Source organism: ANME-2 cluster archaeon (assembly GCA_014237145.1).
In the GTDB taxonomy this organism is placed as follows: Archaea; Halobacteriota; Methanosarcinia; order Methanosarcinales; family Methanocomedenaceae; genus Methanocomedens_A.
In genome coordinates, this window is sequence record JAAXOC010000032.1 from 12,638 (window position 1) to 35,594 (window position 22,957).

The 22,957-nt window shown below is 40.1% G+C and carries 27 protein-coding genes; 3 read left to right on the plus strand and 24 right to left on the minus strand.

Annotated features, from left to right (window positions below; all coding sequences use genetic code 11):
- Position 1: 1 nt before the first annotated feature.
- Genes HF974_04055 through HF974_04095 form a run of 9 tightly spaced genes read right to left on the minus strand, consistent with a single transcriptional unit; the run spans position 2 to position 5,625 of the window.
- Complete coding sequence (locus HF974_04055) at positions 2-1,495, minus strand: monovalent cation/H+ antiporter subunit D family protein (protein ID MBC2697512.1); 1,494 nt, start codon at positions 1,493-1,495, stop codon at positions 2-4.
- An 11-nt stretch (positions 1,496-1,506) separates the two neighbouring features.
- Positions 1,507-3,018, minus strand: a complete 1,512-nt coding sequence (locus HF974_04060) for a monovalent cation/H+ antiporter subunit D family protein (protein ID MBC2697513.1) — start codon at positions 3,016-3,018, stop codon at positions 1,507-1,509.
- Positions 3,015-3,467, minus strand: coding sequence for a cation:proton antiporter subunit C (locus HF974_04065; GenBank protein MBC2697514.1), 453 nt, complete (start codon positions 3,465-3,467; stop codon positions 3,015-3,017). Before HF974_04065 ends, HF974_04060 begins: the two co-directional genes overlap by 4 nt.
- Complete coding sequence (locus tag HF974_04070) at positions 3,464-3,937, minus strand: Na(+)/H(+) antiporter subunit B (protein ID MBC2697515.1); 474 nt, start codon at positions 3,935-3,937, stop codon at positions 3,464-3,466. The genes HF974_04065 and HF974_04070 overlap by 4 nt, the downstream gene beginning before the upstream one ends.
- The gene (locus HF974_04075; protein MBC2697516.1) at positions 3,934-4,209 is read right to left on the minus strand and encodes a hypothetical protein; all 276 of its coding nucleotides are present in this window, start codon (positions 4,207-4,209) and stop codon (positions 3,934-3,936) included. The genes HF974_04070 and HF974_04075 overlap by 4 nt, the downstream gene beginning before the upstream one ends.
- Positions 4,206-4,451 (minus strand): DUF4040 domain-containing protein, encoded by a 246-nt coding sequence (locus HF974_04080; protein MBC2697517.1) that lies wholly within the window; start codon positions 4,449-4,451, stop codon positions 4,206-4,208. The genes HF974_04075 and HF974_04080 overlap by 4 nt, the downstream gene beginning before the upstream one ends.
- On the minus strand, positions 4,448-4,861 hold the full coding sequence (locus HF974_04085; protein ID MBC2697518.1) for a cation:proton antiporter: 414 nt from the start codon (positions 4,859-4,861) through the stop codon (positions 4,448-4,450). The genes HF974_04080 and HF974_04085 overlap by 4 nt, the downstream gene beginning before the upstream one ends.
- Before the next feature lie 18 nt (positions 4,862-4,879).
- The gene (locus HF974_04090; protein ID MBC2697519.1) at positions 4,880-5,122 is read right to left on the minus strand and encodes a cation:proton antiporter; all 243 of its coding nucleotides are present in this window, start codon (positions 5,120-5,122) and stop codon (positions 4,880-4,882) included.
- A 20-nt stretch (positions 5,123-5,142) separates the two neighbouring features.
- The gene (locus tag HF974_04095; GenBank protein MBC2697520.1) at positions 5,143-5,625 is read right to left on the minus strand and encodes a Na+/H+ antiporter subunit E; all 483 of its coding nucleotides are present in this window, start codon (positions 5,623-5,625) and stop codon (positions 5,143-5,145) included.
- A 728-nt stretch (positions 5,626-6,353) separates the two neighbouring features.
- Here HF974_04095 and HF974_04100 point away from each other — a divergent pair.
- Entirely contained in the window at positions 6,354-7,076 is a 723-nt protein-coding gene (locus HF974_04100) for a hypothetical protein (protein MBC2697521.1), read from the plus strand.
- 173 nt (positions 7,077-7,249) lie between these two features.
- Here HF974_04100 and HF974_04105 read toward each other — a convergent pair whose 3' ends face one another.
- Together HF974_04105 and HF974_04110 are read right to left on the minus strand one after the other, a co-directional pair.
- Positions 7,250-8,182 carry a universal stress protein gene (locus HF974_04105; GenBank protein ID MBC2697522.1) on the minus strand — a complete coding sequence of 311 codons (933 nt, stop codon included), beginning with the start codon at positions 8,180-8,182 and terminating at the stop codon, positions 7,250-7,252.
- A gap of 76 nt (positions 8,183-8,258) precedes the next feature.
- The gene (locus HF974_04110; GenBank protein ID MBC2697523.1) at positions 8,259-9,185 is read right to left on the minus strand and encodes a universal stress protein; all 927 of its coding nucleotides are present in this window, start codon (positions 9,183-9,185) and stop codon (positions 8,259-8,261) included.
- Between the two features lie 318 nt (positions 9,186-9,503).
- Between HF974_04110 and HF974_04115 the strand changes: the two genes are divergently transcribed.
- Positions 9,504-10,970 (plus strand): hypothetical protein, encoded by a 1,467-nt coding sequence (locus HF974_04115; GenBank protein MBC2697524.1) that lies wholly within the window; start codon positions 9,504-9,506, stop codon positions 10,968-10,970.
- Between the two features lie 30 nt (positions 10,971-11,000).
- On the opposite strand, the gene HF974_04120 is transcribed toward HF974_04115, so the two are convergent.
- The 12 genes from HF974_04120 to HF974_04175 form a co-directional block, all read right to left on the minus strand.
- Entirely contained in the window at positions 11,001-11,825 is an 825-nt protein-coding gene (locus tag HF974_04120; protein ID MBC2697525.1) for a Fe-S cluster domain-containing protein, read from the minus strand.
- Entirely contained in the window at positions 11,822-12,406 is a 585-nt protein-coding gene (locus HF974_04125; protein ID MBC2697526.1) for an RnfABCDGE type electron transport complex subunit A, read from the minus strand. The genes HF974_04120 and HF974_04125 overlap by 4 nt, the downstream gene beginning before the upstream one ends.
- A complete protein-coding gene (locus HF974_04130) occupies positions 12,407-13,021 on the minus strand; it encodes an electron transport complex subunit E (protein MBC2697527.1) in 615 nt (204 codons plus the stop codon). It lies immediately after the preceding gene.
- A 31-nt stretch (positions 13,022-13,052) separates the two neighbouring features.
- Positions 13,053-13,583 carry an RnfABCDGE type electron transport complex subunit G gene (locus HF974_04135; GenBank protein ID MBC2697528.1) on the minus strand — a complete coding sequence of 177 codons (531 nt, stop codon included), beginning with the start codon at positions 13,581-13,583 and terminating at the stop codon, positions 13,053-13,055.
- Entirely contained in the window at positions 13,580-14,461 is an 882-nt protein-coding gene (locus HF974_04140; GenBank protein ID MBC2697529.1) for an RnfABCDGE type electron transport complex subunit D, read from the minus strand. Before HF974_04140 ends, HF974_04135 begins: the two co-directional genes overlap by 4 nt.
- On the minus strand, positions 14,458-15,783 hold the full coding sequence (locus HF974_04145; protein MBC2697530.1) for an RnfABCDGE type electron transport complex subunit C: 1,326 nt from the start codon (positions 15,781-15,783) through the stop codon (positions 14,458-14,460). Before HF974_04145 ends, HF974_04140 begins: the two co-directional genes overlap by 4 nt.
- Positions 15,780-17,213 carry a methanogenesis multiheme c-type cytochrome gene (locus tag HF974_04150; GenBank protein ID MBC2697531.1) on the minus strand — a complete coding sequence of 478 codons (1,434 nt, stop codon included), beginning with the start codon at positions 17,211-17,213 and terminating at the stop codon, positions 15,780-15,782. The genes HF974_04145 and HF974_04150 overlap by 4 nt, the downstream gene beginning before the upstream one ends.
- A gap of 48 nt (positions 17,214-17,261) precedes the next feature.
- Positions 17,262-17,510, minus strand: a complete 249-nt coding sequence (locus HF974_04155; GenBank protein MBC2697532.1) for a hypothetical protein — start codon at positions 17,508-17,510, stop codon at positions 17,262-17,264.
- Positions 17,503-18,174 (minus strand): hypothetical protein, encoded by a 672-nt coding sequence (locus HF974_04160; GenBank protein ID MBC2697533.1) that lies wholly within the window; start codon positions 18,172-18,174, stop codon positions 17,503-17,505. Before HF974_04160 ends, HF974_04155 begins: the two co-directional genes overlap by 8 nt.
- Positions 18,175-18,179: 5 nt before the next feature.
- On the minus strand, positions 18,180-18,428 hold the full coding sequence (locus tag HF974_04165) for a hypothetical protein (GenBank protein MBC2697534.1): 249 nt from the start codon (positions 18,426-18,428) through the stop codon (positions 18,180-18,182).
- 249 nt (positions 18,429-18,677) lie between these two features.
- Positions 18,678-19,619 (minus strand): universal stress protein, encoded by a 942-nt coding sequence (locus tag HF974_04170; GenBank protein ID MBC2697535.1) that lies wholly within the window; start codon positions 19,617-19,619, stop codon positions 18,678-18,680.
- A 14-nt stretch (positions 19,620-19,633) separates the two neighbouring features.
- Positions 19,634-20,455: a universal stress protein gene (locus HF974_04175; GenBank protein MBC2697536.1), complete on the minus strand. Its 822-nt coding sequence runs from the start codon at positions 20,453-20,455 to the stop codon at positions 19,634-19,636.
- A 115-nt stretch (positions 20,456-20,570) separates the two neighbouring features.
- On the opposite strand from HF974_04175, the gene HF974_04180 reads away from it, so the two are divergent.
- A complete protein-coding gene (locus tag HF974_04180) occupies positions 20,571-21,632 on the plus strand; it encodes an FAD:protein FMN transferase (protein ID MBC2697537.1) in 1,062 nt (353 codons plus the stop codon).
- On the opposite strand, the gene HF974_04185 is transcribed toward HF974_04180, so the two are convergent.
- Positions 21,629-22,798, minus strand: coding sequence for a hypothetical protein (locus HF974_04185; protein MBC2697538.1), 1,170 nt, complete (start codon positions 22,796-22,798; stop codon positions 21,629-21,631). The two genes, HF974_04180 and HF974_04185, sit on opposite strands and share 4 nt — an antisense overlap.
- Positions 22,799-22,957: the final 159 nt, after the last annotated feature.

Genomic DNA, 22,957 nt, shown 5'->3' on the forward strand with positions numbered 1-22,957 from the left:
GTTAGATCACTGCTCCTGTTACATTCGCAACTGCAATATTTACAATATCAAGGAACATACCCGGCGCATCAGGCCAGATACCTATAATTATCGATATGATCGCTGTCAATATAAGAGGTATAAGCATGGTCAGCGGTGCTTCTTTATATGTCAGCTCTTTATCGGGTTTTTTGAAGAATGCAACATATATGACAGGGAAGAAGTATGCGGCATTCAGTACGGCACTGATAAGGAGCACGCCTATCAGGATCATATTATCCAGCTCGGCAGCACCGAGCAGCAGGTACCATTTAGTGATATACCCGCCGACAGGCGGCATCCCGATCATTCCGAGCGCTCCAACAGTAAATGCAAGCATGGTGATGGGCATCTGTCTGGCAATCCCGTTCATATCGCTGATATTCTCTTTCTTTGCTGTCACTATCAGGGCCCCGGCACACATGAACAGCGTGATCTTCATAAATGCATGGTACGGGATATGGAGCATCCCTCCTGTAATGCCGTGCTGCGTGATCAGCACTGCTCCCAATACTACATATGATAACTGACTTACTGTGGAATACGCAAGTCTCTTTTTAAGATTATCCTGCGTCATTGCAAATATTGAGGCAAGAATGATAGTTATCGAGACAAAATATGCCATATACAACCACAGACCACTTATTTCCATCAGGTCAATTCCAAACACATAGAGTATTACCCGTATAGCAGTAAACACACCTGCTTTCACCACAGCTACAGCATGCAGTAGAGCACTTACAGGAGTCGGAGCGACCATGGCTGCAGGCAGCCAGGCATGCAGCGGCATGAACGCAGCCTTTGCGCATCCGACCATGAATGTAATAAACAGTATAAAGAGCATTGTTCTTGGTAGAGTTTCCAGCCCGGCAATACCGCTAAATGAAAATTCTGTCGTGCCTGTATAATGGTAAACCACTATGATCGAGAACAGCAGAGATATGCCTCCTATCATCAGGTATGTCAGGTATTTCCTGCCTGAACTGATAGCCTCAGAAGTTTCTGTATGTGCAACAAGCGGATATGTAGATATCGTGAGCAGCTCATAAAATAAAAAGAGCGTGACCAGGTTAGCTGAGAACGCTATCCCTATTGCTGATGAAAGCGCTATCGCAAAACAGAAGTAATATCGTGTCTGCGCATGTTCCTTAAGTGTGCGCATGTATCCTATGGAATAGGATGACACGAAAATCCATAAAAATGATGATGTTATTGCAAACAGTATTCCAAATGCATCGACCTTGAACGCAATAGGTAGATTAGGTAGCATCTCAATTACTGTATAAGTGATTACTTTACCATCAAGTATTAAAGGCAGCATAGAGATCACCAAGGAGAACTTGATAAAAGCTGCCACAAATGTCCAGCCTTCCCTGATATTCGGGTATTTGCCAAATGCAAGGATCAGCACTGATGCTACCATCGAAACAAGCACTGCAAGTGCGGGAGTTATTGAATGAACTGTTTCTATTGCCATTATTTATCACCTCACGGAAGTACTCCTATTCCAAGCAGTGCATTTGACAGCGGTTCAAGTACATAGTGCAGCGGATAATATGCAAATAGTCCGAAGAATATGCACAGTACGGCAAGTATTACCATCGGTATCAGCATAGAAAGCGGTGCTTCATCTCGTTTGATATGCTCAACTTCATGCGGGTGGCCGAACCAGATATTATCAAATACCCGCCAGAAATATACTATATTGAGCAGGCTTGAGATCAGGATAACGATCACAAAGATCCACTGCCCTGCATTTATCGACCCGAGTGCAAGATACCATTTACTCGTAAAACCTACGGTACCTGGTACGCCAATCATTGAAAGACCTGCTATCAGGAACACTGTGGTCGTTACCGGCATCTTCTTGCCAAGTCCCTGGAACTGATGCAGGTTTCTAATACCTGTCTTGTAGAATATGGCACCTGCTACTAAAAAGAGAGCGCATTTCATTAGTGAATGGTTCAATATATGCAGCAGTCCACCCTGCATTCCGATCACGTTCGCAAGCCCTACACCCAGCAGGATATACCCGATCTGGCTGATACTTGAATATGCAAGCATACGCTTGATATCGCTTTGAGCTATTGCAAGTACCGATCCTACAATAATCGCCAGCGCAGCAGCCCAGGTGAGGATTTCAGCCATCCTGGTTATATCTATCACAAATTCCGGTGTGAAGACACTGAACATGAACCTGATCATTGCATATGCTCCGACTTTTGTCATAAGTCCTGCTATCAATGCACTGGCTGCTGAGGGTGCATGTGTATAAGCATCAGGCAACCAGGCATGCAGCGGGAACAGACCGACCTTAATGCTGAACCCTACCATAAAGAAGGCAAGTGCGGCAAGTACCACCTTATTATCATAGATACTTGGTAGAAGACCCTGCATGTCAGCGATGTTTAGCGAACCAGTGACAGCATAGAGATATCCAATTCCAAGCAGGATAAACGATGCTGCTACTGTTCCCATGATAAGGTAATTGAAACTTGCTACTACTCCGTCTCCACGGTCACCCATTGCTATCAGTGCATAAGCTGTCAGTGATGAGATCTCAAGAAATACATAAAAGTTGAAAATATCACCTGTGATGGTCATGCCCATAAGTCCGGTAATCAGCAACAGGAAGATGGAATAGAACGGGATAATCTTATTCGGAAGTTCTTTTTTAATACTTTCGATAGAATATATACCCACCATCAATCCGATAAATGCAATGATCAAACACACAAAACCGTTTAGCAGGTCGATTACGTATTCTATACCTATCGGCGGAGTCCAGCCGCCGAGGTGATAATGTATCGTACCGCTGGTGATCACAGTATAAAGGTTGCTTGACGTCATAAGAAGTACAGCAAACATGGTCAGCATTACCCAGTACCAGCAAAGTTTGCGGTCGATCCACCCGATCATGGGTGTTAAAAAGCCAGCTATAAGCGGAATTACAACAGTGAGTACAGGCAGGTGGTCAGTTATCAAATCAAATCCGGTCACTGTTCACCCTCCTGTTTTTGCCTTGCATACTCTGAAAACTCAGGCTGCAGTTGCCGCCTGTATGCGAGGATCACATCTTCCTCGAGAGATCCGTACTCCTGGTAGATCTTGATGATCAAAGCTAGCGCTACTGCTGTTGTACTTACGGCAACCACGATTGCAGTCAGTATCAGTACATGCGGCAGTGGGTTCACATATATCACTTCATTCACTGCTTCATGTGCCACATCAGCACCGTCGTGACCGTGGAGCAGGATAGGGGCTGTGCCGCCTTTGACCTCTGCAAGTGATATATAGAACAAAAAGATTGCTGTCTGGAATATATTTGCTCCGATGACCTTTTTAACAAGGTTCTTTTTTGCGATCATTGCATAGAACCCGATCATCATCAGTGTAACATATATCCAGTAATTAAATTCAGCACTGATTATCTCGATAATTCCGCTCATTGTCCTGCCTCCTCTGAAGCTGCAAGTTCTTCCTCTTCCGGTTCAGGAGGTGAGACATCAAAAAATAGCGATATCATCACAGCAAGCACTGTTATACCTATACCGATCTCTACCACATCAATAAGGAGTCTGGAAACCTGGGCCGGGTCATCAGGTAGCAGCGGGACCACGCCATACTGGAGAAACATTCCTCCAAAGACCAGGCATAATATCCCAGTAAATGCAAAAATGGCAACTCCGGAACTGGAAAGTATCCTGCTAAGTTTATCAGACATCCTCTTTTTCCCTTCCTTATGGCCGTAGATCATAGTATAGAGGATAATGCTGGCACCAAATATCACACCTCCCTGGAAACCACCACCAGGTCCGCTTGATCCGTGCATGATGACATACAGGGCAAATATTTGAATAAACGGCACCATGATCCGGACAACTGTGCGTATGATCACGCTTTCTTGTATCCCGCTCATATCTCACGCCTCCGAAGGAGCAGGATGACAGTCATTCCCGCAGTAAAGATCACAGTGACCTCACCGAGAGTATCATAACCTCGATAATTTGCCAGTAAAGCAGTTACAATATTTCCCACACCAGATTCGGTCTCGGAATGGGTTATGTAATGCTCTATAATCGGATGCTTGTACGCTGGCGACTCCGGATCACCGAACGCTGGCAGATCCTGCCCTGCATAAATAAGCATACCGCCTGCCAATATCACAACCAAAAGTGCAGCTAATTTCAATCTTCACTCCTCCCTTCGGTTCTGGCAAGTGTTGCAATAAAAAGCACTGTGGTAATACCGGCTCCTACTGCGGCTTCAGTGAACCCTACATCCACCGAATGCATTTCTACCCAGACTATAGCCATGATCAGGCTGTATGCTGATAAGATGATCACTGCTGAAAGCAGGTCTTTTATTGATATGGCAGCGATTGCGCAGACTACAAGAAACAGCAGCAGGGTAATATCAAGCACCCATATCATTTTATCTCACCTCCATTCATAACTTCATCAGTCCCCAAATCCTGATCATAGATCCATTGTGTCTCATCTGTTTTCTTCCAGGGTTGTAGTCCTACATCATGCGCAGCCTTTGCAATTGCATGGGTCGAGGTGGGATTTGCCAGTAAAATGAAAAGTATCAGAAGTATGATCTTGATGCTAACGAATGATGCATGTTCAAGATCACCCTTGAATAAACCTTCATATCCTGTCTCATAAATAATTAATGCGAACAGCATCAACCCTTCACCGAGCGTATCACACTTGCCTGTCGCATGCATCCTGGAATAGAAATCGGGAAAGCGCACGAATCCAATTGTGCCAGCCAGCATAAAGAATAGACCAATTAATAAAAGTAAAACCACTATGATGATTATAATCGAGTCAAACATACTTATCATCCTCTCGTTTTAGTACCTCGTTGCTGCTATTGTCATAATGAAATTAAGGATGGCATAAACCAGTGCAATATCAAAAAAATCCGGTCTTTCGTAGATAAACCCTATAAGTACTAACAATACGATTGTTTTAGTACCGATCACATTTACTGCAATGATCCTGTTGAAAATACCCGGACCTTCTATTCCGCGATATAATGATACAAAACTTGCAATAACTATGATAATAGCCACTGATAAAAAGATATCCTGCATCTGTATTATCCCGGTCATGATCAGTCCTCCATAAAGATATGAGCAATTTTACGCTCCATCGTCCCCTCTAGAAGATCATCTGCAGGCTCTTTGGCAATGGCATGTACATAGAAAATATCATCAATTATATCAACGGTAACTGTACCTGGTGTGAGTGTTATCGAATTTGCAAGAGCGGTACGAGCGACCTCGCTTTTAAGTTTTGTTTTAAAAGAAATGATCTGCGGATCTATCGGCATACTGGGGGAAAGTGCCCGTTTTGCTACATCAATATTTGCAAGTACTATCTGATATATGAGCCAGGGCAGGTAAGTAGTGAAACGTACGGTCTTTGTCAAGCGGTGATCCCCTGTATCCTGAAAAAGGAGGTCATGTGATGCAAAAGCAATTATGGCACAACAAATAATACCTGAACCAATGTGGAATAGATCAAAATGTGCTGAAAGTAAGACCCAGAAAGTGAATAAAATAATAAAAGTTGTAATAATGTCTTTAATATTCATGATGAATCACCTTTCTTCCTCTTTCCCAGCCTATAATATTTATAAATTTTGGTAAATATATGGACTATATAAATATGTGGTTAATATGTTTCGATGAAAATTAAAAAAAAGGTCAATGTCGAATTAATTTATACTAAGATTGTCGGAAAAGCCTTGTTTTTCAATATTTCAGCTTTACGGTCTAAACTCGACATGGCGCTGCATGATGATTTAGTTGGAATAATAATTTTGAAAGTTTCAATTTAAGCGCTTTTTAGGTACTTTTTCGACAGTCTCATACTAAAATTTATACTAACAATTATTTTTTATACTTATATTTATGTTATTTTTTATATTTGCTAAAAATATGACCGTTGCAATTCACATTATGGGATTTTTTACACACATTTCTAAGATTAAAATACACTTATCAAGCTGTCCCAAAACAAATTCACATTATACAATTCGGCTATATTTTATCATAATTGGGCAATCATTGATTATAATTCAATGTTATTATCCCAGATGAGATAGATTTCATTTGATTTGTACACACGCTTTTAGTTTTGGGACAGCCTGTTATACAGATTTGATTTCAAAATACTGACCAGATATGAACAGACATGAGGAATATAAAAATTCCCTGAAACCAAAGATTTAATAACCCTGAACTCTTACGATATTGCAATATTCCTCTTCTAATAAACGAAAGGAACTGCAATTAATACAAGATTACAAAGGAAGGTATTATGATGGTAAAATTAAAAAAAGCATCAACAAAAGAGACAGAACCTGAGCGGGTTGCCGCTTTGGAAGTACGCATCTCAAATATCTATACGCAGTATCGGCAGCTTCTACCGACTGATTATAAATGGGAGGATGAGCACTCCCGCTGGAATGAACTTGTCTACTGCATATTTGCAGAACTTACACAACATTCATATTTAGATGCGCGTTCTCTGTCAGACAATATTTCAGAATTGAACCTACTGGATATCGAGGACCTGGCAAATGTTAAAATAATGGATAACGGTATGGCCGATCCTGACAATAAGCGCATAATGACTATCACTGATATTCTTCATTTAAATGATGTTAGTGAGGCTGACATTAATAAGACCTTATCGGCAATATGCAAGGTAGCCCAGGCTAATATGGAAAATTATGATGGAAAGATACAGAAGTTCCTTCGCAAATACGGTCAGGAAATAGTTGATGAGTTCGACTCGCATGTCTCGTTCAGTGAAGTAGATAAGGGTACACAGTCACGTATTCTGGTTAAATGGATCCAGAATACACTTGCAATGCCTCTGGCATTCTCAAATATCTATACAGCCAAGTTCTGTGAGATCGAAGGTGTTACTTATCATGAACTGGCAGAAGCTGCTGACAACCTCGGGCTCAATGGTGCGGTACTGGATGACCTTCTTGAGGTTTTTATCGTAGATATTCAAAACCAGGTAAAAAAATAGCTTTTTTTAAGTAAGTGCACTTTTTAAAAAAAATTCGAGGTTAACAGAGTTCTAAATTCTCTGTAAACCTCTGTGGTTTTTTTATAGTATATCAAGTATAACTTGATGTACTCAAGAAAATCCGAGCGCTAGCGAGGATTTTGTTTTTGTATACTTGGCTGGATATCTATGACTCAAGCTACTTTTCTTACTGCAAATACAGAACTATCAACCTTCCGGGCGATGGATTCCGGTGCGGTTTTATGCATAAGTCGTTTAATCAGGTTCTCTCTATTCGACCCTAACATCAGAAGGTCGATCTGCTGCTGTTTGGAAAATTTCGCTAACTCATCATCCCTTTTACCAATCAGCACCTTTGTTTCAACTTCTACTCCTCTATCATGCGCAACATCTGCTACTGCATCTACCATAGCCTGACCCCTTCTTATTCCGCTCTCTTTCATTTTAGTGAGTAGTGTTTCTGATGTCTTTACAGTATCACCAAGTTGTCTGCGTGGCATTCCCGGTGTCGGTGAAGAAGACACTTCAGATAGATAAACAGGCCGCTCTTTGACCAAGCCCTCTTCAAGGTCTACTACCTTAACAGCTGTGAGTTTTGCGTTATAACTTTCAGCAAATTCAGTAGTATAATCAGAGATGTCGAACGGGCTATCTGCAGAAACAAGGATATTCTGGAAATCGTTTGCATCATGTTGCGGGTCTTTGACTAAAAGCAGGTTGTGCTTTGAATATTTGAACAATTCTGATGCACGATCACTTAACCCTACTCTTCTTGCACTATCAAGTGCACTTGATACAACCACGTTCGGGTGAATGTGACCTGCAACTTTCAGGATATCCTTTGACTGATCTACAACAGCTTTACTACTTTTTTCATCGCAGATTTCGACGCCCCTGTCTGCCGCAAGGTCACTGATCCTTTCAAGTTTGCGTCCGAATAACATCTTCGCTTTTTCGCTTTTCCTGTAGGAATCAAATCTACGCGTATCTCTTATCTCAGTCGCTACAATCACCGCATCAAGATGGCTGGCCATACTAACAGCTCGCATGGCTGTAACATCTGAATCCGGTGAACTGTCAACCAATAGCTGAATTTTTTTTACCATTTTAGTTCATCCTTCTTTGAGTTTTATCTGCTTGCTATATAAATCAATCGTCTTTTTCATACTCAATTGAGCTTAATTATGATGCTCTATTTACTATCATTACGGAACATGAAGCATTTCTGGCAACTTTTTCAGGGATACTTCCCAATAAAAGTTGCGATACTTTACTTCTTGATGTGTGTTCCATGACTATCAGATCAAAATCCCCTTCTTCTGCATACTTAATGATCTCTTCAGCAGGTTTGCCCTTAAGAATTACTGAATTTACATCAACACCTGCATCCTTTGCTATCCTTGCCACAGTATCTATAACTCTATATCCTTCATTTGTCTGATCTGTGTTCAGTTTATCAAGCAACGTTGGTGAAATTGGAACTTTTTCACCAAGTGCCCTGTGAGGCATGCGGGCAATATTGCAATTCGAAGCCTCCTGTAGATATACAATCCTGTCTCTGATCATTGCCTGCTCCACATCAACAACGTAGCATGCTGTGAGTTCTGCGCTATATCGCTTAGCCATGTTTGCTGCAAATAATGGTGCCCGTTCCAGTTTTATATCATTGGTAAGTACAAGTATTTTGGTAAAATCTCCAATTGCCGGATCACTTCTAACCAGCAAGAGGTTGCATTTGGCTTTTCGAATTAATTTCCCAGGCACACTACCTTGAGGACTGTTCTCTCCGGCACCTATGATTAAAAGGTCTGCCTGGTTGAACTTTGTTTCTTTTAAGATATCATTTGTAGGACCCCCAACCAGAACCGTTGATGTGATTAAATTGATCTTCATGTTTGAAGCTGTCTCTTTTATGGTTATAAGTTGTTTCTTACCTGTCCTGACCATAGCTTTGATAACATTCGGGGTCTTATGCATATGAGTATTCACTACATATAGTGAAGAAAGCTCGGCGTTAAGTTCTTTTGCCATTTTTACAGCTTGATCTGCAGCATTTTTAGAGTTTGCAGATCTATCAACCACCAGTTGAATTCGTTTTGCTATATCCATTGTTATAGCCCCTTTGAAAGTACATTATTTATCATGTCATATATCCTATTTAATGGGATAGATAAATATATGATTGTCAATCTAGATTGCTTTTTGTGATTATATTTTAAAATCTGGTATAGTATATGTAAATATCTAAGGTTACATCATTATTTGATAAAATACTTCATAATCTGCAGAAATTGTTCATTCAATCGAATATTCATTCAACTCATTATATTTTTAATCACAAATCCCCACAAGATATTTATATATAAGGAAACAATGGAAATACAATATTATTATTAATTATAGTTTGTTAAGGCACAATAGTTTGTTATGGTACAGAGAAAACATATTGCATTAGAACCTGAACATGTAAGTAAATTGCAGCCCTTGATCGATAAACATCATGGCAATCTTAGTGCAGCAATTCGTGAAGCTGTTGACTTAACAGCAATTGCACTTCAATATTATGATACGATGGAAGATGCAAAATCATTAATAACCAATTTAAAAGAGATTGGAGAAGATCAGGTCATCATCCAGGCCCCTGTATTCCACTGGTTGCTGAAAAAAGATAAGGGCTTGATCATTGATAAACAAACACTTGACTACATGATCGATCCTTTCAGTATTACTACTATCCCAGAACTGCAGGATTATACAAATAATATGTGCAGGGATTTCGGATGGCATGTTGATGTGATGATCGATTCTGATGATAATGATAATCCTACATATGCCACTATTACATTGAACAGCAACTACAAAGAAAGGATTTATTTTTTAGGGATCATATTGAGTAAATACCTGGCAATATACAAGAACCTGGGTATTATTTCAGTCCACCCACAACTGGATGAGATCGAGATAGAACTACAAGAAAAGAAATCTAATGATGAAGCTTTGCAGAATCTTGTAGATAACCTTGGATACATGGTAAATATAGAAAAAGAACTAACAGCTCATCCGAATTTCTGGCATTGCCTCATTAATGAGCACAGTGCCTCCAGCTATAACCTGGTTACTATTCACCGAAATTTTTATGAAGATCTGTTGATCGGTAAGATACCAAAAGCTATACTGACAATTGAAAGTGAGAATATACGTCCGCTGGAAGAAATGCCATTCGCTGCGTTTTTACATACAATTAAGACTGTTGCTGAGACATCACGAATGGTCGATAAGATATATATTGAAGGAAATGATCTTAAAATCAGGCACGGATTCAGGAATATGAAAGCTGTGAGGAATATTAAGGATATTTTCCTCAGTATTCTTGAAAAAAGCGGTTATAATTATGATTCAGAGATCACCAGTTCATATATATATCTGACACATCATCCGGAAATTGACAACAAGATCAGTGAGTTGTTCGTAAAATTATCCGAAAATATAGATGAAGTACCAAAGATAATATCGGAGTTTGTGAATTTCGTCAAAACTCTTGAAAAAATTGATTTCCTGGAACAACTGCAGGTCTTTGGACGAAGGTTAGGAAGACAGATCATAATCTATCATGAAAAGAAATACGGATCAAGGCATTGGGACCTGACTACTTTTGCAAACGCCTTTAAAGTGGTTGATACGCAGATAAAGTCTCAATGGGAGATACGTACAAACTCAATGGAGTACACAGTACATGAATGTTCTTATGCAGACGATTTCAATAAATGCCATATGCACAGGGAGATATTCAAAGGAGCAATTGAATATGCATTTGGGACACTGGCCGAAGTTGAAATAATCAAACTACTCGGTCATGGTGATGACTACTGCGATGTATATATTACTGTGAAATAATCTGTATTAAACCAGTAGCAATCCGGACTATTATACTGCTACCGCTTCTATAACGTATTCCGTCATCTGAATCGACTTTTGTGGGCAGTTCTCAATACACTGTCCGCAGTTGGTACATTTCTCCTGATCGATCTCAGCCAGGAAATTAGTTACTGTAATAGCATCAGCCGGGCAGTTCTTTACGCATATCTTGCATCCTATACAGCCAAACTCACACACTGACTTTACAACTTTACCTTTATCATATGACCTGCAGAGTACATGCACTTGTTCAGTATCGTTTGCCATAACAAGTATATCATTCGGACATGCTTCAACACATATCCCGCAACTCTTACACAGATTTTTAATAACATGCGGTAACCGATCATCCGCCATCTCCAGTGCATTAAACGGACATGCACGCACACATGTTCCCCGGCCTATGCATCCGTAACTGCATCCTTTCTCACTATCTGAAAGCATCATAACCGCTTTACAGTCTTCAATACCATCATAATCGATCTTATCTGTGCAGTGTATACCTCCATTGCACCTGACAAATGGATAGATACTTTCGGCCTCTTTTACTTCCTGGCCCAGCAGCCCGCCGATGACTTTCGCTACGTCAAATCCTCCTACGGGACAGCCATCAATCGGTGCCACCTGGTCCACTACTTTTTCAGCAAAATCAGCACACCCTGCATATCCGCATGCTCCACAGTTAGCACCCGGCAGTGCTTCATTGACTTCTTCCACAAGAGGATTGACCTCAACTGCAAATTTTTCAGAGGCCCATATCAGTATAATACCGACTAAGAACCCTATACCTCCGATTACAACTGCAGATCCAGCGATAATAGCTACCGGATTCATGTTGGTATCACTCCGAAGTAGCTGACAAATGCCATTGAAAGCAATGTAGTAATAAAGAATGCGTGTGGCAGTCCTTCAATAGCTTCCGGAACCTTCAACGAATTGGCCTTCTCACGGATAGCGGACATAAACAACATCACCATAGAATATCCCAGACCGGCTGAAATACCATAGAAAAGACTCTGGACAAAGTTGTAATCAAGCCTTGCATTAAGTATCACAACACCAAGAATGGCACAGTTGGTGGTTATCAAAGGTAGGAATATACCCAGCGACCGGTACAAAGGAGGACTGAATTTACGAATAATGAACTCAACAAGCTGCACAAGAAAAGCTATCACAATAATAAAACTGATTGTTGTTAAGAAGGTCAGCCCAAAGGGTAAAAGGAGATAAGTATATATCAAAAATGAAGCTACCGATGCCATTATCATGACAAATAATACCGCAGCCGACATGCCTGCAGCACTCTTAGTCTCCTTTGATACACCCACAAATGAACACAGCCCTAGGAACTGGACAAGCAGGAAGTTTTTTACAAATATCCCGTTAATTGCAATTGAAAATAAACTATCTTCCATTTACTGTCCCCCTTTTCTTGCTTTTCTGATGCGGTTATAATTTACCATTGCCATTAATACACCAATAGTCATGAACGCCCCTCCCGGCAGTATCATAAACGTAGAAGGTGTTATGGGTATACTGATCAATTTAAATCCAAAGGGTACAATTGCTCCTGTTCCTAACAGCTCCCTGATAGCTCCGATGAGCACCAATACGAGAAGGAAACCGGTACCAATGCCCAATGCATCAATAATAGAAAATTTAACAGTGTTCTTGCTGGCATAGGCTTCGGCCCGTCCGATAATAATACAGTTAACTACAATCAACGGGATGAATATTCCCAGAGACTTATACAGCGGTGGTGTGTACGCTTCCATTAACATATCAATCATGGTAACAAAAGTACAAATTATAATAATGAACATCGGAATACGGGTGATCGGTGGTATTTGTTTTCTCAGTGCAGACACTATAACATTTGATCCTAACAGGACAAACAAAGCCGCTCCCGCCATACCTATAGCATTCTCTACGGATGTGGTGACCGCAAGTACAGGACACAGTCCAAGTACGAGACTGAAAATAGGGTTATCTTTTACAATTCCTCTAAAATACTCACCTGAAATTGTCATATCTGCCATAATATATCCCTCTCAATAATCATTAATTTGCTTTAATCTCACCAATTTTTACATGTATTCCGTCTATCACTGCCTGTGAAGAGACTGTAGCACCTGTGATTGCATCTATTGCACCGTCATTTTTAGAAAGCATCAGGTCACTTACTGCAACTCCCTTGAACTGATCGGTAAAGAACGATTCAGTGATCTTTGCACCCAGACCCGGAGTTTCGGCATGTGTCATGATCTTTACTCCGGTTACCGTATATTCAGTATCAACTCCACCCGCTAATGTGATCGTGCCCTGCGAACCTGGTTGATCATGGAAAAAACAATATCCGACAAGATTATTGCTTGCATCGAATGCCTGGTAAAATAATGTTTCTTCACCTGATTTAACAGCTTCAAAATGGTCGGCTACAGGAAGCACATCTACCAGGGCAAGCTGTCTTTGCTCCTCCTGGTATATTTTTAATTGCGCCTGTGTGGGTATATACAGACCCCCTAATATTACAGCAGCAATTACTGACATTGCTACCATTTTCACCATAACCATGATATATTCTTTTTTCATGCCGGCACCTCATTTACAGGTTTGGGGTAAGTATTTTTTTCAATGAACGGCGCAACTGCATTGGCAAAGAATACTGTATACAGTACAGCTACGACATAATTATATGTAAGATATCCGTAGATCACTGTCATTATACCACATAACAATCCGTATATTATCCTGCCGTTCTTTGTGATCGGGGAAGTAGTGGGATCCGGAGCCAGTATGAACACTCCTAAAAATAGCATTCCTGTCAGGACATATGAGAGTTCCTCACCAAGTATTACTGCCACAATGATCGTACTTGAAAGATAAAGTAAAGGGATTCTCCAGTCAATATATTTCTTATATATGAGATACAGTCCCCCAATGATCAGCACCACAGAGGACACTTCCGCCATTCTTCCTGCACCGAATTCCATTAAAAGATCAGTATATTCACCTACATGTGGTATGGATTTTGACCCTGTAAGTGCTCCCCAGGACATGTTCATGAACACCCATGCAGCTATTGCAGGATTGAACAGAGTGGACCCAAGACCGCCGAACCCGTGCTTTACCAGAGCTACAGCAAAGAATGCTCCCAACACTGGTATCCATAATTTAATATCTGGCGGTAGTAGTAGTGCCATTATCAATCCGATCAATACAGCATCTCCGTCTCGAATTGTTAACTCCTGGTTTGTTAATTTCTGAATACCGGCTTCAGTAAGCACAGCAGCCAGAACACTTACCAGTACCAGTGCCAGTGCTGATAAACCTAATGTGATTGATGAACTGGCATACATACCTACAGCCAGTAGACTGATAAACGCCAGAATTGCTACCTTGCTCCACATAATAGTCTTGATAGTAACTCCTTCCCTGATGTGGGATGGATGTGAAACTGTTAGTTTCATAATATTCCTCCGTTTGAAATGAATGGTGTACTTGCAAGACATGGTGCATCGCATGAGAGACAGCCGGAAGATCTTTGTTCATCCTCATATTTCAATAACTGCTGCAGTACTGTCTTGGAATACTTGATCAACTGCAATATATGTCTGCTGGATGGGCACACATAAACACACAGACCGCATTCAACACAGCTGTTAACATGTAGTTTAAAGCATTCATCATGCATACCCATATCTGCAAAGGATGCAATCCTGCCTGGCAGGATATTAGCAGGACATACATCCACACATCTGGCACATTGAATGCATGGGCCCGGTATCTCATGTAGTACTTCATCACTGGACTGGACAATGATGTGGGAAGTAGATTTAATTACCGGCACTTCATCTGTGGACAGGGCTGTACCACTGAATATCCCGTTCATTATGATCTTACCCGGCTCGCCTGAATAACCACCACAGGAATCAATAACTTCCTTGATACTGGTTCCAATCCTCACATTTTTTACTCCAGGGTTGTGTACTGCTCCTGTGACTGTGACATTGACCGTGATCTGGGGTATACCCTCTAGCACAGCTTTGCGAACTGCCAGAGCACTACCAGCGCTTGATAGTAACACACCTGCATCCAGAGGTGTGCAGGTATTAGGAATTTGCATACCAGTTATTTCATACGTAAGAAGGTTTGCCATAGATGGTGAATAATTCTGCTCGACAGTGAATATTTCAATATCTGCTTCTTCAAACAACCCGGATTCAATAGCTGATATAAGCTGTCTATCATCCTTTTGAATAATGAAGGCTCCTTGCTGTGCATCAGAAGCTTTGATGAGCAGATTCATCCCTTCGATGATACTTGTTATATTTTCCGGTGCACAATTACTGCTCACATCACCTGAAAAAGAAAGATTTATTAAAACCGTATCGATCAGTTTTTCAGATGTGAGCATATTATAAAGGGAGTACCCGTTAAGTTCAACCACTCCCGAATCCTTCAGTGCACTGATGATATATTCCTTTGAGGGATTTTTACTGGTTTTAAATTCAATAGTATCGTTTGTTTCGTTTGATTCAATAATGACACTCGGTACGCTGCCGCAAACAGGATGGGGCCGTTCTTCAATAGCAACAACATGTCCTGCAGTACTGGAGTGGACCGGGACACTGAACTCATCATTCCCCTCTCCGATCTTTTGGCCGACGAGCACGTCAGTTTTTTTATCCACTATCGGTTCGCAAACAGTACCGATGTGCTGCAACAATGGAATAACTACCTGCTTTCGAACCTCTTTATCCTTAACCTTTTTCACGTCTTCTGTTGTCATTTAACCACCTCTACCGGTTTTGGTCTTTCCGGAATTACATCTACGGTGATTTCATAAGTGGTAAAATCAGTTGGCGGATCTGTCTGGGCAGGGTCTGCTTCATATCCTAATAGTGTCCAGTCTATCCTGGAAGTATTGCCATGGCAGTCAGCACACCATAGTGCACTTTTTTCCATAGCACTTTTTGCTCCTACTATGTTGTGGCTTACCAGATAATATGCATCCACTCGCCTCAATACTGCATTAGGATAATCAGGGATCTTGTCATAATTAAAATCAAATGTTCGCATTCTATTTGTGCTCTCTTCAATATCAGTTGAAATACCGATAGCTCTCACATGTGACAGGACAATGGGACTGCCCCTGTGCGTACTTGTGTTAGGATTGTTACGAATGTCCACATCATTTCCTTCATCCCACCAGGATATGGTTATCACATTAAAAGGTTTAATTACCGCATCAGGATCATCTTTGTCACAAGAATGAGGTATACCTTCTTCTGAACCATTGAACCAGGCCAATACAGGATTAAAATCCTGCCATTCATTTGTGACCTTTCTATAACCGTTCGAATAATCTATTGAAGATATTGGCATACCGCCCGGTAGCTCTCCACCTGGTAGTACAGGTATATGGCATGCTTCACATCCCACCGTCTTAATATGAGCATCTACGACCATTCCATGTGTGACTTCTGAATGACAGTCAATACATGATTTCATGGGATAGAAATTGTCCTGAACCGTTTCTGAAAAAACCGGAATGCTGTCCCTGCCGATCTGATGGTCATTCGTCACATGACAATCCAGGCATCCAACACCAGCACTTGCATGAACGTCATAGGATGCAAAATCATCACTACCCCACATCTCGGCACTGATCGCAACATCGGACAAATGGCACTTATTGGCACAAGTGTTAGCAGAAGGACTGGTCCAGTAAAGTATTTCACTATCATTGTTCGTGTCATCCAAATGGCATGTTGCACAATCAGTTGTTATACTACTTCCAATAATTCCATCAGCATCATGAATTGTATATACCGACTCATCTTTTATATGGCAGTTAGTACATTCTACTTGCATGGCAGCAGTAGCAATGCTTGAAGTGTGTGTGGGAATACCCTGTGTATGACACTGGTCGCACCCTCTGACCAATTTATTAGTCCCTTCCCTGTTAACAAGATTTAAAAACAGCAGATCCCATTGTTCATCTATAGACTTCCTGCTGACTTGTTGTACATGATACGAGTTGACTAAATCTTCATTTGCATCATGATGACAGCCTTTGCATTTACTATCTTCCCATGGACCTGTACTAATATAATGAGTAGCTTTAGCCTGGTTTCCATTATAATTAAGGTTGCCGTAAGAGATTGTAATAAGAGCTATTAATGTGATAATTAGAAGTACTGTGATTATTTTTTTCAATTTAATCCCACATTTATTGTCATTTATTTTTCGTATAGCAATTTTACATTATTTCTTTTGTGCATGTATAGACGCTTCCCTGGCTGGTGAATAAAGCGGATGGCGCCGCGTTTTATTCAATATTTTCAGCGATTTGGAAAAACCATATAACAGTGCTAAGATCTGTGTCAATACCAGAGCAAGGGCTAAATTCAGCCCAACAGTAATAAGAGTACCAGAGGTCATTATATTTGTTTCAACAAGGACAATTGTCAGCATTGCAAACAATACCAGTGGAAAACCAATTTTTTCAATCATGAGTCTCACCTGTAACCTCTCTGTACCATTTCGGATATTCTTCTCTTGCTTCTTCTTCGGAAATTGTCCCTGTAAACATACTTTTTGACATAGGGAACTTAAATTGGCTCAAATGGACTAAATAGAAATGTGGCAGAATGACACAAAGGCTCAATATAGCGAAACTGGCATGTACTAACCTTATGGTCATCAAATACGACAATGGAAGAATAGATGTAAATGACCATGGTGCAAAAAGGATAATGCCTGTTATACCCATGATGATACAGTCTACTATAATAACACTCCAGATCAGGCCTTTTTCAAGCCAGCTATATTTATCGTAATCAATTCTTTGTTGCTGCATACCCAGTATTGACAGGTTATCATTCACATAATCAATTATATCAGCAGACGTAGGGAATAGAATCTTGCTATAATATTCTCTACCATTAATTATTACTGAAAAAATAGAATATATAAGATAATACACAGCTACCGACACCAGTCCAAACCCGGCCAGTCTGTGAATGAACATCGCTTTTGACAGTCCGACAAGATCCAGTATCCATCCGAGATGTTCAGGATATAGCTGTGGAATCCCTGTAATATATAATACCAGCAGAGAAAGAGCTGCAATAAAATGAACAATAATCTGGTTTGAAGTAAATCTTTCTATCTCCAAAATAATCACCCTCTATAAAAACCTTTCATTCTTGTAAATATAATATGCATCAGGATCAGATTGATTGTGAGGCCGACAACACTGAAGATAACATAGAACTTTATCAAATAATCAATCCATAATACGTCCTGCGAATCAACTATAATTTGTTTTTCAGGATAATATGTCAGGTTGAAAAACAGTAATAAACCTGATATTATAATAAAAGTTAATAATAGTGATATTATTCCGAAATTATTTGTTTTATCTTTCATTTTATCCACTCTAAAATAACAGCGGCCACCTTTTTTATATTAATATTTTTACTAAAGATACGGTTGCAATTGTGTGTATGAGTTATTGTTGTGACTTATATCTTTCTATTTTCTATGAGATTTTGTGATTAATTATGAACAATTGCAAATGGTTTTATCATCATTTTGATTGTATAATTATATCACAATAATATAATCTGAAGTAATTATATCCAATGTACAATTAAAATGCGTATCATCATAATATAATTATTCAGGCACCACTATCTCTATCCTGGAACCTCTTACTACAAGTACTGAGCACCTGGCTGTGGATGCTATCTTTTCTGATACACTACCAAGTAGCATCTTTGAGATTGAACCCTTTCCATGGCTGCCCAATACGATAAGGTCTATATCCTTGGTTTTAGCAATTTTTAGTATCTCAGATGCGGTATTTCCATCTTTTACAATGGTTTTTGCAGTTACACCCTTCTTATCTGCGATATTTCTTACACCATCGGCGATCTTTTCAGCATCTTTAAGCAGGTGTTCCCGCATCCGCTTGATTATGGCTTCGGAAAAGTTTATCGATTCTCCTAATACCCTTCCTTTTCCGGTTTCACCAAATGTCGTGATATGCCTTTCAAGTATTTTGTTCCTGGAATCTACAATGTTACATGCATATACTTTCGCATTGTATCTTTTTGCAATGCTCATACCAAAATGAGCAGCATACTCAGCATCCTTTGACCCGTCTGTTGAGATCAATATATTCTTGTAATGCTCTTTGTTCTCAGTACTGCGTACTATCAAAACATGAGAATGGGACTGCCTTAATACGCGATTTGCAACAACACCGATAGATGGTCCTTTTGATTCTACTCCTCCCTTCGATGCCAGTACTATTACATTCGCATCTATTGCTTTTGCTTCATTTACAATCGTTTCAACCGGGATTCCGGTAAGTACTTTTGCTGATTTGACTGTTACTCCACTATCCCCCGCTATTTTTTGTATCTGACCAACATATTCTTCACCTGCACTATGTATGATCTTGAGGATTTCGGGCAGGATATATCTATGAGAATCTACTACAAATATTATGGATATTTCCGCACCGTATTTTGCGGCCAATTCTACAGCATGCTTTCCAGCATTCATTGAATTCTCTGAACCGTCAACAGGAACCAGAAATTGGAATCTTGTCATTTTTTACACCTTTTTTATTTTGGAACTGTATATACTCTTTCTGTCCTTATGCTTTTCACCACAAAAACAGAACACGTTGCCGAATGAATAACTTTTTCCGAGATACTTCCATGTACAAACCTGGAAACTTTACCACGACCTGAATATCCCATAACCACCAGGTTAAAGGATTTATCGTAAATTATGTTTAGAATCTCATCGGCTGATTTTCCTTCCCCTATTAAAGATTCAACTTGAATTCCTTTTGATTTTGCAATATCTAATACCGGTTTAGTTATTTTATTACTCTCATCCTCCTTTATCTTATGTGGAAAAATGTGACAGGCCGTCAGATTCGAATGAGAGCGATGTGCAATGCTGACTGCAAATTTTCCAGCATACTCGGCATCTTTTGTACTTTCCACCGGAACAAGAATGTTGCTGAATAGCTCATCACCAGCAGTATTTTCACGGGCTATCAGCACATGACACTTAACATCTTTTATGAGCTTCTCAGCTATTTTCCCGAGTTTATTTTTAGATGCACCTAAAATAATTAAACTGGCATCGATCTCCTCTTGCATCTTAAAAATTTCAAATAGTGGCGATCCTGTTACCACAGTAACATTCTTTATAGTTATTCCATTATTTTCACAGATCTGTTTGTATTTATCAACCAGTGTCTGGCCCAATTCAGTTTGGATCCCAATTTCTTCTTCTTTGAACAAATTGTTATCTACTACATTTATAATGGAAATTTCAGCATTATACATCTCAGCTAACTTTATAGCATTGTCTGCTGCTATTTTTGCATACACCGGTTCATTTAATGTTAATATATATTGAAATTTCACCATATTTCGAACCCTATATATGGGTTTACACTGCCTTATTTAAATTTATCGAATTGTTTTTTACCTGCACCATAAATAGCAAAACATAGATATAGCATCTAATAATGTGTGAATAGATATGGACGACCACCAACATAGGACAATCATATATTTATTTGCGCTGATAGTAATAACAGTAGCCCTGTTTACGATCTATACCCATTTTCCGGCCGGTACTGATAATGGAGGTAGCAATAATCTCATTGCAGAAAGTAATGTGGGCAACAATGATGTCATTGCAGAAAGCCAGCAATTGATGGGGACTATTGTTACTATAGAGATAGTCAGCACAAAAACCAATGCAGAAACCACAATAAATAGTGCTTTTAAAGAAATTGACCGAATTGAAAAATTAATGACCACTTTTGATTCCAACAGTGAAATAGGTATATTGAACGCTGAGGGGCAGGTGGATAACGTATCCTATGACCTCATTTATGTAATCGAACAGTCAATATACTACAGTAATATAAGTGACGGAGCCTTTGATGTCACAATAAAACCCATACTTGACCTGTGGAAAACAAAAATAATTGCAGGCGAATATCCCACAGGGCAGGAAATTAATGAAACCCTGACCCTTGTGAACTATACTAATATTTCAGCAGAGAACAAAACTATTTACTTCAATGCAGAAGGTATGTCCATTACCGTGGATGGCATAGCCAAAGGGTATGCTGTGGACCAGGCAGTCAGAGTGTTAAAAAATAACGGATATGCAAGTGGTTTTGTAAATGCCGGAGGCGACGGCATGTATTTTGGTACCAGGCCGGACGGTTCTGACTGGAAAGTGGGACTTAGAAATCCTGAGAATAAGAGCGAGTCTATTGTTGTCATGGAGATATCAGACAAGGCAGTGGCCACCAGCGGAAATTATGAGCGCTATTTTAATGAATCTGCCCGGGTCTCCCACATCAGCGACCCAAGGACAGGATACTCATCACAAAGTCTTTTAAGTGCAACAATAATAGCAGGTTCGGCCATGGAAGCGGACACACTGGCCACCACCGTTTTCGTACTTGGACCCGACAAAGGTCTAAAACTGATTGAGAATATACACAATACAGAGTGTATACTTATAACCCCAAATAATGAGATATTGACATCATCAGGTTTTTATATATACCTGTCAAATACCTAAACAAACTCCGCATCATCGTCTACGGGAGTCTCAAGAATATGCCCGTCATAGGCATTTATGTCAATAGTATTTTGCTTTCCCTGAATTTCCCACACTGGAACATAGACTATATTTATTGCAAGATCAATCTCATTTTCCAGAGGTGACAGCGTCTTGCTTTCTGAGATTATAGTATCACCTTTGACCTCGTCCACTTTCATCTTATTAGAATGCTTCCGGATAATTGCATCCAATACTTTTTCCTTAGCCTCCTCGTCACTTATCGTTGGTTCTTTTATCTGGTAATTCTCTGTAATGATCTCAGCATATTCCAGTATGTCTGGGGAACGGGTGAAGGTGTGCTCACCTGTAATGGCATTTACCATGCCCTCACCCTGGCCATTAAGGTCAATTATCTTTGACCTGAACTTCCTTTTCGTATCAAATTCATATTTATAAATATAATTGGGTATGAATTTTAAAAGTAAGTCCTGGACCTCCCCTATCTTTGCCTGGCTTATCTTGATGGCACTGGTCTTTGCCATGTTTATGGGCATGGAGGGGAGGGGGATTCGTACTATCTCTTCTTCCTGATCCATACCAAATGTCCCGGTCCCTATACTTTCCGGGTAGGTCTGCCCGGGAGGTGTATCAAGTCCGGGCCATTTAAAAGCAGGTTCATGAACTGGTTCAGGAACTGGAACTGGAACTGGAGCAAGTTCAGGTTCAGGTTTTGATGCAGGTGATTCGGCGAACATTCCGAAGATGCTGTCGTCCCGAGACCCTACTACCGGGGTCGGTTCAGGTCTTTCTACAATCCTTTGGCTATCGTGCGGGGATATATCCAGTTTCATTGGAAGACCTTCCGTGTTTGCCAGGATAGCCTTACCAATCTGGCTTTCCAGGTCATGCTTATCCCAGAATATAATATCCTGCTGGGAGGCAAAACCGGCAACTTCACCCGGTGCTCTGTTATTCAGGATATATAATCCGGTACCTTCGGTGTTCTTTATGGAGTCAGCAAACCTGCGCATTGAGCTATAATCCACGTCACTATCAAGTTTGATGTAGATGTGGTCTGAGACTCCTTTAGATGCCACCAGATCCGAAATATATGATGAATCAATATTATATCCATATGCCTGGAAAATATCCTTTAGTATATTGAGTACAGGTTGCTTGTTCATTTTAAATCCCGATATAGAAAGGTTATTTGGATTAAAAAAGTTTCGGGTTTGCTTTTCTATTTTGGATGGAAGTGAAATAACTGGTATGATTGTACACTTAGTAGTCTGAGATTGTCGAAAATGTACCTAAAAAGCGCTTAAATTGAAACTTTCGAAATT

What these genes read in the sequence shown, in the direction of transcription:
- HF974_04135 (MBC2697528.1), bottom strand. Translation starts at nt 13,583, where the DNA reads ATGAAAAAAGAATATATCATGGTTATGGTGAAAATGGTAGCAATGTCA.
- HF974_04185 (MBC2697538.1), bottom strand. Translation starts at nt 22,798, where the DNA reads ATGAACAAGCAACCTGTACTCAATATACTAAAGGATATTTTCCAGGCA.
- HF974_04070 (MBC2697515.1), bottom strand. Translation starts at nt 3,937, where the DNA reads ATGAGCGGGATACAAGAAAGCGTGATCATACGCACAGTTGTCCGGATC.
- HF974_04095 (MBC2697520.1), bottom strand. Translation starts at nt 5,625, where the DNA reads ATGAATATTAAAGACATTATTACAACTTTTATTATTTTATTCACTTTC.
- HF974_04155 (MBC2697532.1), bottom strand. Translation starts at nt 17,510, where the DNA reads ATGATTGAAAAAATTGGTTTTCCACTGGTATTGTTTGCAATGCTGACA.
- HF974_04090 (MBC2697519.1), bottom strand. Translation starts at nt 5,122, where the DNA reads ATGCAGGATATCTTTTTATCAGTGGCTATTATCATAGTTATTGCAAGT.
- HF974_04180 (MBC2697537.1), top strand. Translation starts at nt 20,571, where the DNA reads ATGGACGACCACCAACATAGGACAATCATATATTTATTTGCGCTGATA.
- HF974_04125 (MBC2697526.1), bottom strand. Translation starts at nt 12,406, where the DNA reads ATGGAAGATAGTTTATTTTCAATTGCAATTAACGGGATATTTGTAAAA.
- HF974_04120 (MBC2697525.1), bottom strand. Translation starts at nt 11,825, where the DNA reads ATGAATCCGGTAGCTATTATCGCTGGATCTGCAGTTGTAATCGGAGGT.
- HF974_04140 (MBC2697529.1), bottom strand. Translation starts at nt 14,461, where the DNA reads ATGAAACTAACAGTTTCACATCCATCCCACATCAGGGAAGGAGTTACT.
- HF974_04110 (MBC2697523.1), bottom strand. Translation starts at nt 9,185, where the DNA reads ATGGATATAGCAAAACGAATTCAACTGGTGGTTGATAGATCTGCAAAC.
- HF974_04105 (MBC2697522.1), bottom strand. Translation starts at nt 8,182, where the DNA reads ATGGTAAAAAAAATTCAGCTATTGGTTGACAGTTCACCGGATTCAGAT.
- HF974_04145 (MBC2697530.1), bottom strand. Translation starts at nt 15,783, where the DNA reads ATGACAACAGAAGACGTGAAAAAGGTTAAGGATAAAGAGGTTCGAAAG.
- HF974_04080 (MBC2697517.1), bottom strand. Translation starts at nt 4,451, where the DNA reads ATGATATGGGTGCTTGATATTACCCTGCTGCTGTTTCTTGTAGTCTGC.
- HF974_04100 (MBC2697521.1), top strand. Translation starts at nt 6,354, where the DNA reads ATGATGGTAAAATTAAAAAAAGCATCAACAAAAGAGACAGAACCTGAG.
- HF974_04085 (MBC2697518.1), bottom strand. Translation starts at nt 4,861, where the DNA reads ATGTTTGACTCGATTATAATCATCATAGTGGTTTTACTTTTATTAATT.
- HF974_04055 (MBC2697512.1), bottom strand. Translation starts at nt 1,495, where the DNA reads ATGGCAATAGAAACAGTTCATTCAATAACTCCCGCACTTGCAGTGCTT.
- HF974_04175 (MBC2697536.1), bottom strand. Translation starts at nt 20,455, where the DNA reads ATGGTGAAATTTCAATATATATTAACATTAAATGAACCGGTGTATGCA.
- HF974_04165 (MBC2697534.1), bottom strand. Translation starts at nt 18,428, where the DNA reads ATGAAAGATAAAACAAATAATTTCGGAATAATATCACTATTATTAACT.
- HF974_04115 (MBC2697524.1), top strand. Translation starts at nt 9,504, where the DNA reads ATGGTACAGAGAAAACATATTGCATTAGAACCTGAACATGTAAGTAAA.
- HF974_04065 (MBC2697514.1), bottom strand. Translation starts at nt 3,467, where the DNA reads ATGAGCGGAATTATCGAGATAATCAGTGCTGAATTTAATTACTGGATA.
- HF974_04130 (MBC2697527.1), bottom strand. Translation starts at nt 13,021, where the DNA reads ATGACAATTTCAGGTGAGTATTTTAGAGGAATTGTAAAAGATAACCCT.
- HF974_04170 (MBC2697535.1), bottom strand. Translation starts at nt 19,619, where the DNA reads ATGACAAGATTCCAATTTCTGGTTCCTGTTGACGGTTCAGAGAATTCA.